This is a genomic window from Sphingobium sp. CCH11-B1 (genome assembly GCF_001556865.1).
In the GTDB taxonomy this organism is placed as follows: domain Bacteria; phylum Pseudomonadota; class Alphaproteobacteria; order Sphingomonadales; family Sphingomonadaceae; genus Sphingobium.
In genome coordinates this window covers 20,489-35,450 of the sequence record NZ_LSJY01000112.1, presented here as the reverse complement: position 1 = coordinate 35,450, position 14,962 = coordinate 20,489, and the positions used below count along the sequence as shown (strand labels likewise).

The following is a 14,962-nucleotide window of genomic DNA, read 5'->3' as shown; positions in this document are numbered from 1 at the left end:
ACTCTCACGGGGATGATGCGCAGCGTTTTCACCATCCTTCGCCGTCGCTGGCTCTTGCTGGCGATCGTGAGCGGAGGATTGTTCCTGATCGGCGCCAGTCTCATTTTCATGATGACGCCGAAATATGTCGCGGTGACGCGGCTGAAGATTGACCCGTCTCAGAGCGCCGCCATCGGCAAGCTGGGCGAAAGCAACAGCTACCCCGATCAGGCGATCGTCGATACCGAAGTCAGCGTGATGCGCTCGCGCGACATTGCACGCATTGTCGCGCGCAAGCTCAACCTGTCCCATGACCCCGAATTTACCAAGGATTTGCGCCGCGACGAAGAAGGCGGCTTGTCGGAGGAAGATGCTCTTGCCGACGCCTTGTTGCGCGCGACATCGGCGGATCGCGAAAAGGCGACCTATGTCGTCCAACTGTCGGCCAAGTCGGTAAACCCGGAAAAGGCAGCGACGATCGCCAATGCCTTCGCCGCCGAATATATCGAGGCTAGCCTTGGTCGCCGCACTGGCACTGCAGAACGGCAGTCGCAGTTCCTCGACAAGAAGATGAAGGACTTGGCGGCGGAAGCTGCTTCGGCGGACGAGCGTCTCGCTCAATATCGCGCCGCTGCCGGCGTGGTCGATTCGGAACGTGGCGGCTCGTCGCTGATCGATCAGCAGATCGCGCCGCTATCCGCCCAGCTCGCAACGGCGCAGTCGGAAGCCGCCGCCGCTTCGGCCAAGGTCGCCGCTGCGGAGGCGCAGATCCGCAGCGGGGGCATGGACAATGTGTCAGCCGTCCTCAACTCGGAAGTCATTCGCAATCTGCGTACCCAACGCGCGCAGATCGTCGCGGAGCAGGGTGAGGTTCTGACGCGCTACGGCCCCAAACATCCTGAAACCCAGAAAGTGACTGAGCAGCTCGCGTCCCTGGACCGTCAGATTCAGGAAGAAGCGCGCCGCGTAATCGGAGGCCTGCGCAGCGAGGCCAGCGCCGCTGCGGCGCGCGCGGGCAGCCTGTCCGCCAACCTCGGGCGGCTGCGCGGGGAGCAGACCGCCGCGACCCGGTCCTCGGCCCAGGCGGACACCTACAAGCGTCAGGCCGAAATGGCCGAAGCCAATTATAATCGCATCGCTGAACAGGCCCAGCTTGCATCGCAGGCCCAGAACAGCTCGATTTCGCAGGCTCAGATCATCGAGAAGGCCAGTCCTCCGATCAAGCCCGCCCAGCCGAAGAAGGCGTTGTTCCTGGCGGTCGCATTGATGTTCGCCGTCGCGGCGGGCGTGGGAACGATTACCGGCGTTGAACTCCTGTCTAGCGGCATGACGTCGATCGCCGACATGAGCAAGCTTGGCCTCTATCTCATGGCCAGCGTCCCTCGCCTGGACGCAAAGGCGCTCAAGACCGCTGACGGGAATATTTCCCCGGCCAGCTATGTGATCCTACATCCCATGAGCGCCTATGCGGAATCCTTCCGCACCATTCGCAGATCCCTGTCCCAGACGACGGACAAGGCGCCGCAGGTCGTGGCAGTGATTTCCACCCTGCCGGACGAAGGCAAGACCGTGTCGTCCCTTTCCCTGGCGCGGGTCCTGGCCCTGTCGGGCGAACGGACGCTGCTCATCGATACGGATTTGCGCCGGGCGACGATGCAGCACACGGCGGGAGTGACCGCCAAGGCGGGCCTGGTTGAGGTTCTGCATGGCGAAGCGCGGCTCGACCAGGCGATCGTAAAGGATCCGGACAGCAATCTGGACTTGCTGGTCGTCACCAGCTCGCTGTTCAGCCCGGAAGACGTGTTCAGTGGCGAAAGCTTTGCCAAGCTGCTGCAGCAGGCGCGCGAAAATTATGATCGCATCATTCTCGACACTCCGCCCTTCCTGGGCGTGACCGATGCCCGCACCATCGCGGCGCGGGCTGATGCGGCCGTGCTGGCGGTGCGTTGGAACTCGACCTCTGCAGGCGCGGTCCGCCACGCGCTGTCCCTGATGGCGCTGGACCAGACGCCGCTCGCCGGCGCGATCTACACCATGGCCGCCCCGGGGTCCGAGGTGTATGGCGCGCTCTATTATTCGCGCAAATACAACCAATATTACTCAAACTGACCGATGCGTCGGGCCGCCGGTCGCCGATGGAGCCTGATCCCGGTACTGGCCGTCGTCGCGCTTTGCGCCATGTTCCTCTTTGCTGCCCGGGCCGCTTATGGCGAATGGCAGGTCAAACGCATGGAGGCGGACGAGGATCTGCAGCTTTCCGCTGGCGATGGGCGCGCCCCCGATATTGGCGCGCTGGCGGACCGTACGGGACTGCCTCCCCGCGCGTCCTTGATGCGGGCCGAAATGCTGGCGCGGGACGCCTTCGCGTTGCGCCAGGGCCTGGCCAGGTCGGAAAGGATCCGGCAGGCGCGCGCCAGCCTGTCCGACGCCACGGCTGGCCGTTCGCGTTGGGGCGATGCGCTGATCGTGGCCGCCTTTATCGACTTTGTGCAATATGGCGCGGCGGCTCCGGTCACGCACGCGTCACTGGAGCGAAGCTACCGCATTTTGCGCTTTTCCCGACGTTCGGGTGTCTGGCGGGTCCGCCTTGGCATCAATCAATGGGCGTCGCTCAACCCCGCGACACGCCGGCATGTCATCGAGGAAGCCGTTTGGCTGGGCAATCTTTCGTTGCAGCATGACTCGCTGATGCGCAGCATCATCGCGGAAGCGCCCATGGCGCTGAACGATTATTTCGCCACTCGCCAAAAATATATGGTCACGCGCGACGATGTATGGCGGCATTGATCGCGCTTCGAACCTGAAGCCGATCGCCCTTTCACCTTACGGATGCGTCGTGGCGCGGCAGGTAGAATCGCGACTGGATCGCCTGATGATCGCTGGCACGCCGAAGAGCATGTCCCCATATGAAGCCGATCAGGATCATGAACAGGCCCGCCATCGCGGGCACGTCCAGCGTGATGTCCACCATTGAACAGCCAAGTATCAATATGCAGGCTGCTGCGATGGCGTTGACGACCGCGTCCTGCCGTTCGCTCCTTCGCCATCGCCAGACCTGCCACGTAATGCCGGCAAGCAGACCGCACCACATCGCCAGATAGGGCCATCCGCCTTCGATCAGGATCGATAAAAGCGCGTTATGCGGCGCGTTGATGTACCAGAATATGGCCGCGTCGGCGGGGTTCGCCAGCTGTTGCAGGTTGAGTTCCTGAAAACTCAAGGGACCATAGCCGGTGTGAATGGCGGCGAAGGCGAGCCGGGCATAGCGCGACCAGATCATGACGCGGTCCACCGAATCCTGCCCGATCAACTGGAAGCGGTCGATGACGTCGCCAGCGAACATCACAAACAGGATCAGGGAGCCGGCGGCCAACAGGCCGATGCTGACTTTCCCTGCGGTTCGCCGGGCAAAGCCGCGCATGTGCCGGTCGTTTACGCCCATCCAGATCAGCAGCAGGACTGTCAGGGTCAATGCCGCGCGCGAATGGGTGATAAGGCATGCGCCGATGCTCAGGATGAATGCGACGATGTAGAGCAGCAGCCGCGCAACGGCTCGTGGGTCGCCCGTGAGCACTGTGCTTTCCCGGATCAACCCAAGCCCACGTCCGCAGGCGAGCAGGGCGAACACGCCGAAAAGGCAGCCGCTTGCATTGGCGTTGAGGAAGGTCCCGGTGAAGCGGGTCAGCAACAACCCCTTCTCAAATCCCCATATATGTTCAGGATCGGCGCTGCGCATCAGCAGCGAAAGGCTGATATGAAAAATGGCGAAGAGCAGGAGCATGTCGATCGAAAATCGCATCAGGCCATGCCGATAGCCGATCATCGCGGCGGCGATCATGGCGGCATATAGGCCCATCAGGCGGGCGACGGCGGGCTGGATGAGGTCAGGCGCGATCAGCACGGATGCCCGGCCCGGCATCCATCGCGGCACGATCGCCGGCGCCGCGATCCACAGGACTATCAGAGCGAAAACCCCTGTCGCCCAGGCGGTCCTGCGCCAGAATTCCTCCTCGGTCCGCAACAGGAACTGGCATGCGATAGCAACGCAGAGATTTGCCATCGCCGCGACCACCGCCAGGGCAGCGCCGTTGGCCCCCAGTGCGACCATCTGCACGATGACAGCCGATGGCAACAGGATCGCCGCCGCCATGGGTTGACGTCTCCTGTTGCGCGTCCGAAGCGGGCTATCCATCCGAAGCTTGATCCTTCACGGCGGCTCCCCTTCCTTCATTCAAGGCGCCAGACGACCGTTCGCCGGGACGAAGATGCTTCTCCCTTATCTTTCCGACAATGCGCCGTCAAAACGGTGCAGGAGTGGTTGTACCCAATATTCGAGCGCCGTCCGCGCCTTGAGTGGCACCACGACCGTCGCGGGCGTGCCGGCCCTTACCATGCGGTTGAATCCGGCTGCCTGGCTGAGCTGCGCAAGTTCCGATCGCGGGACGCTGACGGTGGCGGTGTAATAGCTGCGATTGCTGTTGGTGTCGGTCACGCTGTCTTCGGACACGCGCGTTATCCGGCCGTGCAGCTTTGGCAGATTATAATTGCCAGCGACGCTGATCTGCACTTCGGCCGCCTGGCCGGCATGCAGGTCATTGGCCGCGTCGATGGCGACCTGCGTTTCCACCTCCAGGTTCGCATTCTGCGGAACAATGTCCATCAGGCGCGCGCCCGGTGCGACCACGCCGCCCAGTGTATTGGCGGCAAGGCCAAGGACCGTGCCGGAAACCGGCGCGCGCACGCGCGTGAGTTCAAGCTGGGCGCGGGCGGCGTGCAACTGCGGCAACAGGGACTGGAGTTCGGTCTGGGCCGTCCGCAGTCGGTCGATTCGCTGCTGGCGATCCTGCATGCGGGACTGGATGAGTTGCAGCCGGGCCTCGCCGATGGAATTGTTGAGCCGGGCGATTTCCGATGATGTCGTCCCGATGTCGCCTGATACCGCGGCGCTGGACCGTTCGAGCGCCGACACCCGGGTCTTGGTGGTCAGTCCCTTGTCCAGCAGCGATTTGGCGGCCTGAAGTTCGTCGGCGAACAGATCGCTCTGGCGACGGTTCGATTGTTGGCGCAGGCCATAGCCCGAAATCTGGTCGCGCAACTGGCGCACCCGCTGCTCGATCACGCTGCTTTGCGATCCGTCGGCGGCGCGCTGGGCGTTGAGGTTGGCTTGCTCGGCCGCCAGCATCGCCTGGGCCATCTGGCGATCCTCGTCGGAAAGGCTGTGCCAGTCATGGGGCGTGGCGATCGTGCCCGATCCGCTCTGTTCCGCCTCCAGCCGGGCGATTTCGGCCTGAAGGCCAAAGGCCCTGCTGGCGAGAGAACGTTCCTGCGCGATGGCTTCGGCGCCGGCCATCTCGATGAGGACTTGGCCGGTCTTCACTCGGCTGCCTTCCTTCACGTTGATGGCCGATATGACGCCGCCGGTCGCGCTCTGGACTGCCTGGCGGTTTCCTGCGACGCGGACGACGCCGGGCGCGTGGATGGCTGAATCAAGTCGCGCAAAGCTGGCCCATCCGGCCAGGCCGATCACGAACAGGCCGATGATCGCCATGCCGATTCGGGTTTCCGTCCGCGCGTCATGGATCGGCCGTCCGATTGGGGGCAGGGGCGCGGCGATAGCGAGGCTGGAGCTTGTCATCCGACGGCCTTTCTGGAGTCATGGGATTTGGGGCTGGCGTTGGTTGCGTCGGCGAGCGAGGCCGTCTTGAGAAGCGGGCCGAAATGTTCGAGTTTTCCGTCGCGAAGGACCATCAGCTTGTCCACCGACGCCAGCGTGTCGCGGCAATGTGTCGCCAGGATCACGGTGATCCCGCGCGCCCTGTTCGCCGACAGCATCGACATGAAAGCCTGCTTCGCTTCTATGTCCAGATGCGCCGTCGGTTCATCCAGTACCAGGATCTTGGGATCGCCATAAAGCGCGCGGGCGAGCGCTATGCGCTGCATTTGGCCCGCCGACAGGCCGATGCCGCCTGCGCCGATCAGCGTGTCATAGCCGTCCGGCAGGCGCAGGATCGTGTCGTGGGCCATGGCGATCTTGGCCGCCTTCACTGTCGCTTCATCGATTATGCGGTCGTCGCCGCCGTCCATTCCCGCGAACCGAGAGATATTGTCGCGCACTGTTCCGGCGAACAGAATGAAATTCTGCGGGACATAGCCGATATGTTGGGCAAGCTGTTCCGGGTCCCATTGTGACAGGGACGCGCCGTCATAGCGCACGGTGCCACGCACCGGCGGCTCGCAGCCGGTCAAGGCGCGGAGCAGCGTCGATTTTCCCGAACCGCTGGGACCGACGACGCCGATCACTTCGCCCGCCTCGATGGTGGCGCTGACATTGGCGACGGCGATGCGATCGCTCATCGGCTTCGCCATGGTCAGATTGTCGATCGTCACCGCGCCTGAAGGGGCGGGCAAGCGCGTATGCTGTTCCAGCCGTTCCATTTCATACAGCTTGTTGAGCGCGGCATAGGCGGCCCGGGCGCCGAGCAGCGGACGCCACGACGCGACGATCTGCTCGATCGGCGCCAGCGCGCGCGACAGGAGCAGCGACGACGCGAACATCGCGCCGGCGGACAGGCTGCCCTCGACGACCAGCAACGCGCCCACGCCGATGGCGGAGGATTGGAGCACCAGCCGGAAGAATTTGATGACGCTACCGTGCGTTCCGCCGATGAACGTTGCTTCCATTTGCAGCAGGTTCAGGTTTTCCCGGTCCGCCAGCTGGCGGCGGGCCAACGCCTCGCTCATGCCAAGGGCGTGGACTTCGGCCGCGTGGGCGGCGACATGGGCCTGTTTGGCATAGGCCAGGCTGGTCGCATGACCTGCCGCTTTCATCGGCTGGGCGGTTGCCCGGTCGTTGTGGATCGCAAGCGCCAGCAGCAGAAGGGAGGCAGCCAGCGTCAAAAGACCGAGCAGCGGGTGGAGAAGAAAGGCCGCGCCAATGTAGATCGGCGCCCATGGCGCATCCAGCAGAGCCATGGACACGCTGCTGGATATGCTTTGGCGCAACGTGTCGAACTGCCGCATCGCTTCGGTGCGTTCGACTCGGTTGATCTGGGGCGTGGCATTGAGCAGCCGCAGGGTGCGGCCAACCAGTTCCGTTTCCAGCTGCGCGCCGGCCCGGAAGAGGATGCGCTGCCGCAGCCAGTCCAGCATGCTCAGCGTGGCCAGGCACAGGATCGTGATCGCGCTGACCGCGATCAGCGTGCCGACGCTGCCGCCCGGCACGACCCGGTCGTAGATCTGCATCATATAGATGGACGGCGCGAGGTAGAGGAGGTTCAGGACGGCGCTGAAAATGCCGGCCCACATGATATGTTTGCGGCATGCGCGCAGGGCCTGCCTGAGCGGATTGAGGGCGGCGACATCCGTGGCCATGGCGATAGCTGATCCTTGCTGTGGTCCGGCAGTCCGGTCCGGGCTATCGCTTGCTTCTCACAGAATGTTTTCCATTCTCTTAACCATCCCGGCGCGCCGCGCGGCCAGGGGATCAGGCCGCTGCACGGTCCGCCTTGCCTGACAAGTCCGATTCGCTTGAGCGCACAAGGGCCCGCGACGCCGCTGCGGTGTCATTATGATGTAGAGTAAGCGCGTGGGCGTCGGATGCCTGGAGCCGGGCGGCTGACCTCCCGTGCGTCGCTCGGCAAGGACGCGCATGTATCCGCCGCGCCTCGCCCGGTGGATGTCAATAGGCGTTCTTGTGCAGCACCACCCCGGCGGTTCTCACCAGGATCGTGATGTCACGCCATAACGTCCAGTTCTGCACATATTCAAGGTCCGACTGCAGCCTGTTCACCAGATCGCTTTCGACGATGGTGGCCCCGCGATAGCCGCGCACCTGCGCCAGGCCCGTGAGGCCGGGCTTGATGATGTGGCGATGCCAGTAGCGATCGTCGATATGCCAGAACAGCTTGTTTTCGGCCATCGAACCCAGGGCGTGGGGGCGTGGCCCGACGATGCTCATCTCGCCCTTCATGACGTTGAGCAGCTGCGGGATTTCATCGATGCTGGTCGCACGGATGAAGCGTCCGAACGGCGTGATGCGATCGTCGCCGCGACTGGCGGAACGGTTGCCTGCAAGATCCGAATTTTCCACATACATGCTGCGGAACTTGTAGATGTGGAACATCTGGTTCGATCGGCCGACGCGGATCTGCACGAAGAAGATCGGGCCCCTATCCTGCAAGAAGATGATGAGCGCGACGACGATCAGCATCGGCGCCAGCAACAGCAGCAGGCTGCCCGCGACGACAAGGTCGAATACCCGCTTGACCAGCCTGTCCTTGAGGCCGAGCGGCCCGCGGGACACGATCAGCGTCGGTGTGTTGGCCCGTTGCGCGATACCCAGGGGTTGCAGGTCCGACAGTTCCGGCGCGATTACCTCGCCCTGCACATTGGCCCCTTTCAGCACCCTTGCCCATATCTTCCGCTTGGCTTCGGGGCAGTGCACGATCACGCGGTCGGCGTGCCGGATTTCCTTGGCCAGCCGGTCGTAGGTCGATGGATCGAGCCTTGCAGGGTCGAGCATGTCGCTCGAATATATGATCGACTTTCCGCGCAGGCTGCCCGTATCGCCCGGATCGACTCCATCAAATATGTGCATCACATTATAGGGATCGTTACCCACTATATGGTGGGCATGGCGAACAAGCATGTAGCGGCATACGCTGACAGCGATAAGCGACAAGCATACGCCGCCCACGAAGGTCAGCCTGGACCATTCGGCGCTGACCTTCATGAAGAAGGCCATCAAGATGACCGCGCCGGCCGCCAGGACCAGAGCATTGACGGCAAGCCCCACGCTCGCCCATCGGTCATGTATAGCGGGCGTCGAATAGGATCGGTTGAGGTGGGCGATGATCAGGAACAGCGGAATGAACATCGCCAACTGCTCGAACGCCATGGCGCTGGGCTGACGCAGGTAGAGCAAATAGCATGCGGCCAAGAAACTGGCCGATATCGCCAGGGCGTCCACCGCGGCCAACATGACATACATGCGTAACCGCAGGTCCCATTTGGACCTTGTCTCGGACTTCCCCGCGTCTCCGGTCATTTGCCAAGCGTCCAGCACAGTTTCTTCTTTCTCAGCGCCTGAAAGGAAGTTTTTTCAACGAAATTCTTCAATAGTCTTTCAGAACATTGAAAAAATCCGATGTTCAACGGGATGGATGGAACCATGCGTTTGTGTGCAGTGTAGCGAACAAAAGTTAATCGCCGCTTGTCATGCACATTTCGTCGCTATTTCTGCTCGCCTAACATGATCGACAGTCTCTTTCCTAGCCCATGCTGCGTTGCAGCACAATAACTAACGCTCTGTTACTGGCGTTGCCATACATGTCTCCGCCAAGGCTGGCGAAGGGGCAAGTGCCTCATATATCGTTAAAAAGCGCCGCTTCGGCGCACCGAGGGGAAAGGGACTTCGCACTTCGGCCCCGCTGCATCCCCTGTCGCGACGCTCTGGAACGTCTCCCCTTCGTTCAGGGCGTCTCGACGGTCTCGGCCGAAGCCGTGGTGACCGCCGCGTCGTCGGTGGCCGTCAGATACCAGCGGTCGTCCCCCTCGATCGCGATCGCGGTCAGCCGCCCGCTGAAATAGGCGCCGGTATCTATGCCGATGCGATTGGGCCGCTCCTCGACTTCCTGGGTGATCGAATGGCCATGGACGATGACGCCGGGGTGCAGGGTCTCGCAATTCAGGAATTCGTTCCGGATCCAGCGAAGATCGGAGATGGTCTGGCGATGCAGGGGAACATGCGGCTTGATGCCGGCATGCACGAAAATGAAGTCGCCCGACTGTATCATGTCGTCAAATCGGGAAATGAACCTGATATGCGAATCGGTAATGTGGAGCTTCATCCACGCAACCAGCTGCTCGCCGGACATTGCGTCCCCTTCCGCGCAATCGAGACCGTAGCTCATCAGCGTTTCGCGGCCGCCAACGGAATAGAAGAAGCTGGCGGCTTGTGCATCGCCCGCAAAGGCGCGCAGGAACAGTTCCTCATGATTGCCCTTGAGGAACTGAAGATGCGACGTCGAACGGGACAGGGCCTCGGCCAGCTCGATGATATCCGCTGATTGCGGACCGCGGTCGATCAGGTCGCCCAGGAATATGATCTTGAAGATGTCGATGGGACGCTTGGCAAGATCGTCTTCGATCAGCCGGAGCATCCCGACGAACAGGTCGAACCGCCCATGAACGTCCCCAATGGCGTAGGTCCGTCCAAGCCCGCCTCTCGGTGGCCTTGTATCGCCGGCTTTTCCCTTTCTCGACAACAGGCTGAACATGAACCGCTCACATGGAATTTAGGCCTTCGACTTGATCATATGGGACGCCGCCGGTGGCTTTGCCAAGAAGCGCCACGATGGTCAGTCGGAACCGAAGATATCGCGCGTGAATACCTTCTCCCGTGCCGGCTCCAGTTCCGCCGTCATGCGGTTGGCGATGATGACATCCGCTTTTTGAAGGAAGCCGTCGAGATCGGGTATCACCGGCGATCCGAAGAAGTCGTTTTCTGACAGCGCGGGTTCATATACGATGACCGAAATGCCCTTGGCCTTGATCCGCTTCATGATGCCCTGGATCGAGGATTGGCGGAAATTGTCCGATCCCGCCTTCATCACCAGGCGGAACACGCCCACTGTGTGGGGCCGCCGGGCAATAATCTGCTCCGCAAGGAAATCCTTGCGCGTACGGTTCGCCTCGACGATCGCATGGATCAGATTCTGTGGCACCTGCGCGTAGTTTGCGAGCAGTTGCTTGGTGTCCTTGGGCAGGCAATAGCCGCCATAGCCGAAGCTCGGATTATTATAATGCGGCCCGATGCGGGGGTCCAGGCTCACCCCTTCGATGATCTGGCGGGTATCCATGCCGCCGGCGATGGCATAGCTGTCCAGTTCGTTGAAGAAGGCCACGCGCATGGCGAGGTAGGTGTTGGCGAACAGCTTGATGGCCTCTGCTTCGCGGGCGTCTGTGAACAGGACATCGACATCCTTCTTCTCCGCGCCCCGCAGCAGCAGATCGGCGAAGATGCGCGCGCGCTCCGATCGTTCGCCCACGATGATTCGAGACGGATGCAGATTGTCATAAAGCGCCCGGCCTTCGCGGAGAAATTCAGGGCTGAAGACGACCTGCGTCGTGCCAAGGCTGGCTCGCACATCGTCCACGAATCCCACCGGGATGGTCGATTTGACGACCACCGTCACATCGGGATTGGCGCGGATCGCGGTGGCGATGACGGCCTGCACGGAGCTGGTGTCGAACTTGTTGGTGTCGACATCATAATTGGTGGGCGTCGCCACGATCGCGAAGTCGGCACCGGCCAACGCGTCCTGCGCGTCGGTCGTGGCGCGCAGATTGAGCGGACGATTGGCCAGGAAATCCTCCAGTTCCGCATCGATGATGGGCGACTGGCGCGCGTTCAGCTTGTCGACGCGGTCCTGCGAAATATCGACCGCCACCACCTCATTATGCTGGGCCAGCAAGACGGCGTTCGAGAGGCCCACATAGCCCAAGCCAAAAACTGCGATTTTCATCCAGGGTTACTCGCTCCGCTTCGTGACGCGCCTCGATACCGTCATCGCAGAGCGGAGACTATAATTATTGTGATCGGCTGCGGCTCGTGCGGAGCGATTTGGAACAGGATCCTGCAATCGCGCCCGGCGAGGATGCGTTACGGTCTTCGTAACGAACGTCGCTTGCGCGGGTGGCCTTCAAACGATCAGGAAGACCAACACGCCGCCGGCTATGGCCGCCCACAAGGCGCTGGAAATGCCTAGGATCAGCAGCATGCGGTGCCGCGCTCCGAGCTTCACCTCCGCCGGAGAGAAAGCGTCGGTGGTCCGGCCTTCGTTGGCCAATCGGCCGATATTGTTGCGCGTCGATGCCGTCACCGCACCGGACGGAAGCGGCTGTTCGAAATAGCAGCCATAGACGAACGCATCGCCAAGCTCCTCCCGGCGGACGATCTGGGCGCGGCTCTGGCCTACACCGGCAAAGCCAAGCGTCACGACGGTATCGACCTGCAAGTCGACGTCAGAAGTGATTCGGCACCCGTTGCGCGTCAGATCGTCGACGCGGATCTCATAGACCCGCTCTTCCGTGCGCAGCACGGCGGGTCGATCGATGCTCAAGCGCATGTCCGCGCGGCGATCGAAACTCCTGGCACTATGCACAACCGACGACACGGGAACCCCCTCAAGCCTGACCTGGTCCGGCAGACCTAGCCCAAACGTCATTACCGAAGGGTAAATCGCGGCTGCATTTCATATGAGAGAGCCGAATATTATCTTGCGACGGCCGCGGGCCTCCAAGACATCAAATGCCTGAGCCTCAGGGACGAACCCTCTGATCGATCGCTCCAAAGATCGACATGCCCCGCTCATCGTCCATCCAGATGCGAACCTTGTCGCCATGCCTGAGAAAAGGCGTTGCCGGCGCGCCATCGCGAATCGTCTCGACCATCCGCACTTCGGCGATGCAGCTATAGCCCCGGCCGCCATCGGCCACGGGCTTTCCGGGCCCTCCATCGGCATCGCGGTTGGAGACGGTGCCTGATCCCACGATCGTCCCGGCGCCAAGAGAACGGGTCTTGGCGAGATGCGCGATCAGCGTCCCGAAATCGAATGTCATGTCAACGCCTGCATTGGCGCGCCCGAAGGGCTTGCCATTGAGATCGACATTGAGGCCGCCATGCAGCTTTCCGTGCTGCCATCGATCGCCCAGCGCGTCGGGCGTCACGAAGACGGGCGACAGCGCGCTCGCGGGCTTGGACTGATAAAAGCCGAACCCTTTGGCCAGTTCGCCGGGGATGAGGTTGCGCAGCGACACGTCATTGACGAGACCGACAAGCCGGATAAGGCCGCGCGCGTCTTCCGGCGACACGCCCTGCGGCACATCGTCGGTAACGACAACCACCTCGGCCTCCATGTCACAGCCCCAGGCCTCGTCGGCGAGCGGGATGGCGTCGCACGGCCCGAGAAATCTGTCGGAGCCACCCTGATAGACGAGCGGATCGTGCCAGAAACTTTCAGGCAGCTCGGCCCCGCGCGCCCGGCGGACCAGTTCGACATGGTTCACATAAGCGGAGCCGTCCGCCCATTGATAGGCGCGCGGCAGCGGGGCAGCGAGCGCCGTGGCATCGAGCGGCGCGCCCGCGACCGATCCACTTGCCAGATCGTCGGCCAGTTCCCTCAGCTTCGGCTCGACAGCAGCCCAGTCGTCCAACGCCGCCTGCAAGGTGGAGGCAACTGCTCCTGCCCCGACATATCGGGAAAGATCGTCCGACACGACGATCAGACGACCGTCGCGCCCATGCTTCAGGCTGGCGAGCTTCATGCGTCGGGATCCTTGTGCAGCCATTCGGCGTGGCGGGGCGCGCGCCTGGTCTGGCTCCATTCCTCCAGCATCAGCGGCGCGACCCGCTTGAGCTCAGCATATTGCTCGTCCGTCCCGATATTGCAGGCGAGTTCGACGCGGTGGCCATTGGGATCGAAGAAATAGATCGATCGGAACACGCCATGGAAGGTCGGGCCGAGCACGTCGATGCCCTGCGCCTCGACATGCGCCTTGGCGGCCAGCAGCGCAGCCTCATCCTCCACCTCGAAGGCGAGATGCTGCACCCAGGCCGGGGTATTGGGGTCGCGCCCCATCGCCGGCTGGTTCGGCAATTCGAAGAAGGCCAGCACATTGCCCCCGCCGCAATCGAGGAAGACATGCATGTACGGGTCGTCCTCCCCCGTGGAGGGCACCTTATCCTCGGCAAACGCTGTCATGTAAGTCATGCCCAATACGCGCTCGTACCACTCCACCGTCTCCTTCGCGTCGTTGCAGCGATAGGCGACATGGTGGATGCGCTTTAGTTTCGGCGCGGCCGTGCTCATGCCGGTTCTCCGACATTCAACGCGCCGCGCTGCAACTGGTCGCGCTCGATGCTCTGGAACAGCGCGGTGAAATTGCCTTCGCCAAAGCCCTCGTCCTTTTTGCGCTGGATGAATTCGAAGAACACCGGGCCGATCTGCGGCTGCGCGAAAATCTGGAGGAGGAGGCGGGGGTCGCCGTCCTGCGTCGATCCGTCGAGCAGGATGCCGCGCGCCTGCAATTCGCCCACCGGTTCGCCATGGCCGGGGAGGCGCTCGTCCAGCATCTCATAATAGGTGGCGGGCGGCGCGGCCATGAGCGGCACGCCCAGTGCTTTGAGCTTGTCCCATGCAGCGATCAAATCGTCGCACAGCAGCGCGATATGCTGGATACCCTCGCCATTATAGGCGCGCAGGAACTCCTCGATCTGGCCGCCGCCGGCCTTGCCCTCTTCGTTGAGCGGAATGCGGATCTTGCCGTCGGGCGCTGTCATCGCCTTGCTCGTGAGGCCGGTATACTCGCCCTTGATGTCGAAATAGCGGATTTCGCGGAAGCCGAAGACGCGCTCGTAGAAGCTCGCCCAGTGCGCCATGCGACCACCATAGACATTGTGGGTCAGGTGATCGATGATCCTGAAGCCTGCGCCTTGCGGATGCCGGTCGACGCCCGGTTCGTACACGAAATCGATGTCGTAGATCGACAGGCCGCCATTCTCATCTTCGTATCGGTCGATCAGGTAGATGATCGACCCGCCGATGCCGCGCACGGCGGGCAGGCGCAGCTCCATCGGCCCGGTGCGGACCTCCACCGGCTCCGCGCCGCGTTCGATGGCGAGTTCATAGGCTTTCTTCGCGTCCTTGACCCGCCATCCCATGCCGCAGGCGGACGCCCCATGCTCGGCGGCGAAATAGGCGGCGGGGCTGCGTTGTTCGTAATTGGCGATGAGGTTGATGCCGCCTTGCCGCCACAGCTGCACGTCCTTGGAACGGTGGCGCGCGATCAGGGTGAAGCCCATGGCGGCAAAGACGGGTTCCAGCAGGCCCTTCTCCGGCGCACTGAATTCCACGAACTCGAAGCCGTCGAGGCCGATGGGATTGTCTGGGCTGGTCATGATGGCATCCTCTCGGCAATTCCT

Annotated in this window: 12 protein-coding genes; 2 read left to right on the top strand and 10 right to left on the bottom strand. The window is 62.5% G+C overall.

Annotated elements, in window-relative coordinates; genetic code table 11:
- Positions 1 to 12: 12 nt before the first annotated feature.
- Positions 13 to 2,088 carry a GumC family protein gene (locus AX724_RS11845; RefSeq protein WP_066766574.1) on the top strand — a complete coding sequence of 692 codons (2,076 nt, stop codon included), beginning with the start codon at positions 13 to 15 and terminating at the stop codon, positions 2,086 to 2,088.
- 3 nt (positions 2,089 to 2,091) lie between these two features.
- Entirely contained in the window at positions 2,092 to 2,766 is a 675-nt protein-coding gene (locus tag AX724_RS11840; protein WP_066766572.1) for a hypothetical protein, read from the top strand.
- 31 nt (positions 2,767 to 2,797) lie between these two features.
- On the opposite strand, the gene AX724_RS11835 is transcribed toward AX724_RS11840, so the two are convergent.
- The 10 genes from AX724_RS11835 to hppD form a co-directional block, all read right to left on the bottom strand.
- Positions 2,798 to 4,129: an O-antigen ligase family protein gene (locus AX724_RS11835; protein WP_066766569.1), complete on the bottom strand. Its 1,332-nt coding sequence runs from the start codon at positions 4,127 to 4,129 to the stop codon at positions 2,798 to 2,800.
- Positions 4,130 to 4,255: 126 nt separating this feature from the next.
- Positions 4,256 to 5,614 (bottom strand): HlyD family type I secretion periplasmic adaptor subunit, encoded by a 1,359-nt coding sequence (locus tag AX724_RS11830; protein ID WP_066766565.1) that lies wholly within the window; start codon positions 5,612 to 5,614, stop codon positions 4,256 to 4,258.
- Positions 5,611 to 7,350, bottom strand: coding sequence for a type I secretion system permease/ATPase (locus AX724_RS11825; protein WP_066766562.1), 1,740 nt, complete (start codon positions 7,348 to 7,350; stop codon positions 5,611 to 5,613). The genes AX724_RS11830 and AX724_RS11825 overlap by 4 nt, the downstream gene beginning before the upstream one ends.
- A gap of 307 nt (positions 7,351 to 7,657) precedes the next feature.
- The gene (locus AX724_RS11820; protein WP_066766558.1) at positions 7,658 to 8,968 is read right to left on the bottom strand and encodes a sugar transferase; all 1,311 of its coding nucleotides are present in this window, start codon (positions 8,966 to 8,968) and stop codon (positions 7,658 to 7,660) included.
- Between the two features lie 481 nt (positions 8,969 to 9,449).
- Entirely contained in the window at positions 9,450 to 10,256 is an 807-nt protein-coding gene (locus AX724_RS11815) for a metallophosphoesterase family protein (protein ID WP_066766556.1), read from the bottom strand.
- 81 nt (positions 10,257 to 10,337) lie between these two features.
- On the bottom strand, positions 10,338 to 11,504 hold the full coding sequence (locus AX724_RS11810) for a nucleotide sugar dehydrogenase (protein ID WP_066766554.1): 1,167 nt from the start codon (positions 11,502 to 11,504) through the stop codon (positions 10,338 to 10,340).
- Positions 11,505 to 11,681: 177 nt separating this feature from the next.
- Positions 11,682 to 12,206 (bottom strand): PilZ domain-containing protein, encoded by a 525-nt coding sequence (locus AX724_RS11805; protein WP_082733498.1) that lies wholly within the window; start codon positions 12,204 to 12,206, stop codon positions 11,682 to 11,684.
- Positions 12,207 to 12,300: 94 nt separating this feature from the next.
- Positions 12,301 to 13,305: a fumarylacetoacetate hydrolase family protein gene (locus tag AX724_RS11800; protein WP_066766545.1), complete on the bottom strand. Its 1,005-nt coding sequence runs from the start codon at positions 13,303 to 13,305 to the stop codon at positions 12,301 to 12,303.
- A complete protein-coding gene (locus tag AX724_RS11795) occupies positions 13,302 to 13,850 on the bottom strand; it encodes a VOC family protein (protein ID WP_066766544.1) in 549 nt (182 codons plus the stop codon). Before AX724_RS11795 ends, AX724_RS11800 begins: the two co-directional genes overlap by 4 nt.
- A complete protein-coding gene (gene hppD / locus AX724_RS11790) occupies positions 13,847 to 14,938 on the bottom strand; it encodes a 4-hydroxyphenylpyruvate dioxygenase (protein WP_066766541.1) in 1,092 nt (363 codons plus the stop codon). Before hppD ends, AX724_RS11795 begins: the two co-directional genes overlap by 4 nt.
- Positions 14,939 to 14,962: the final 24 nt, after the last annotated feature.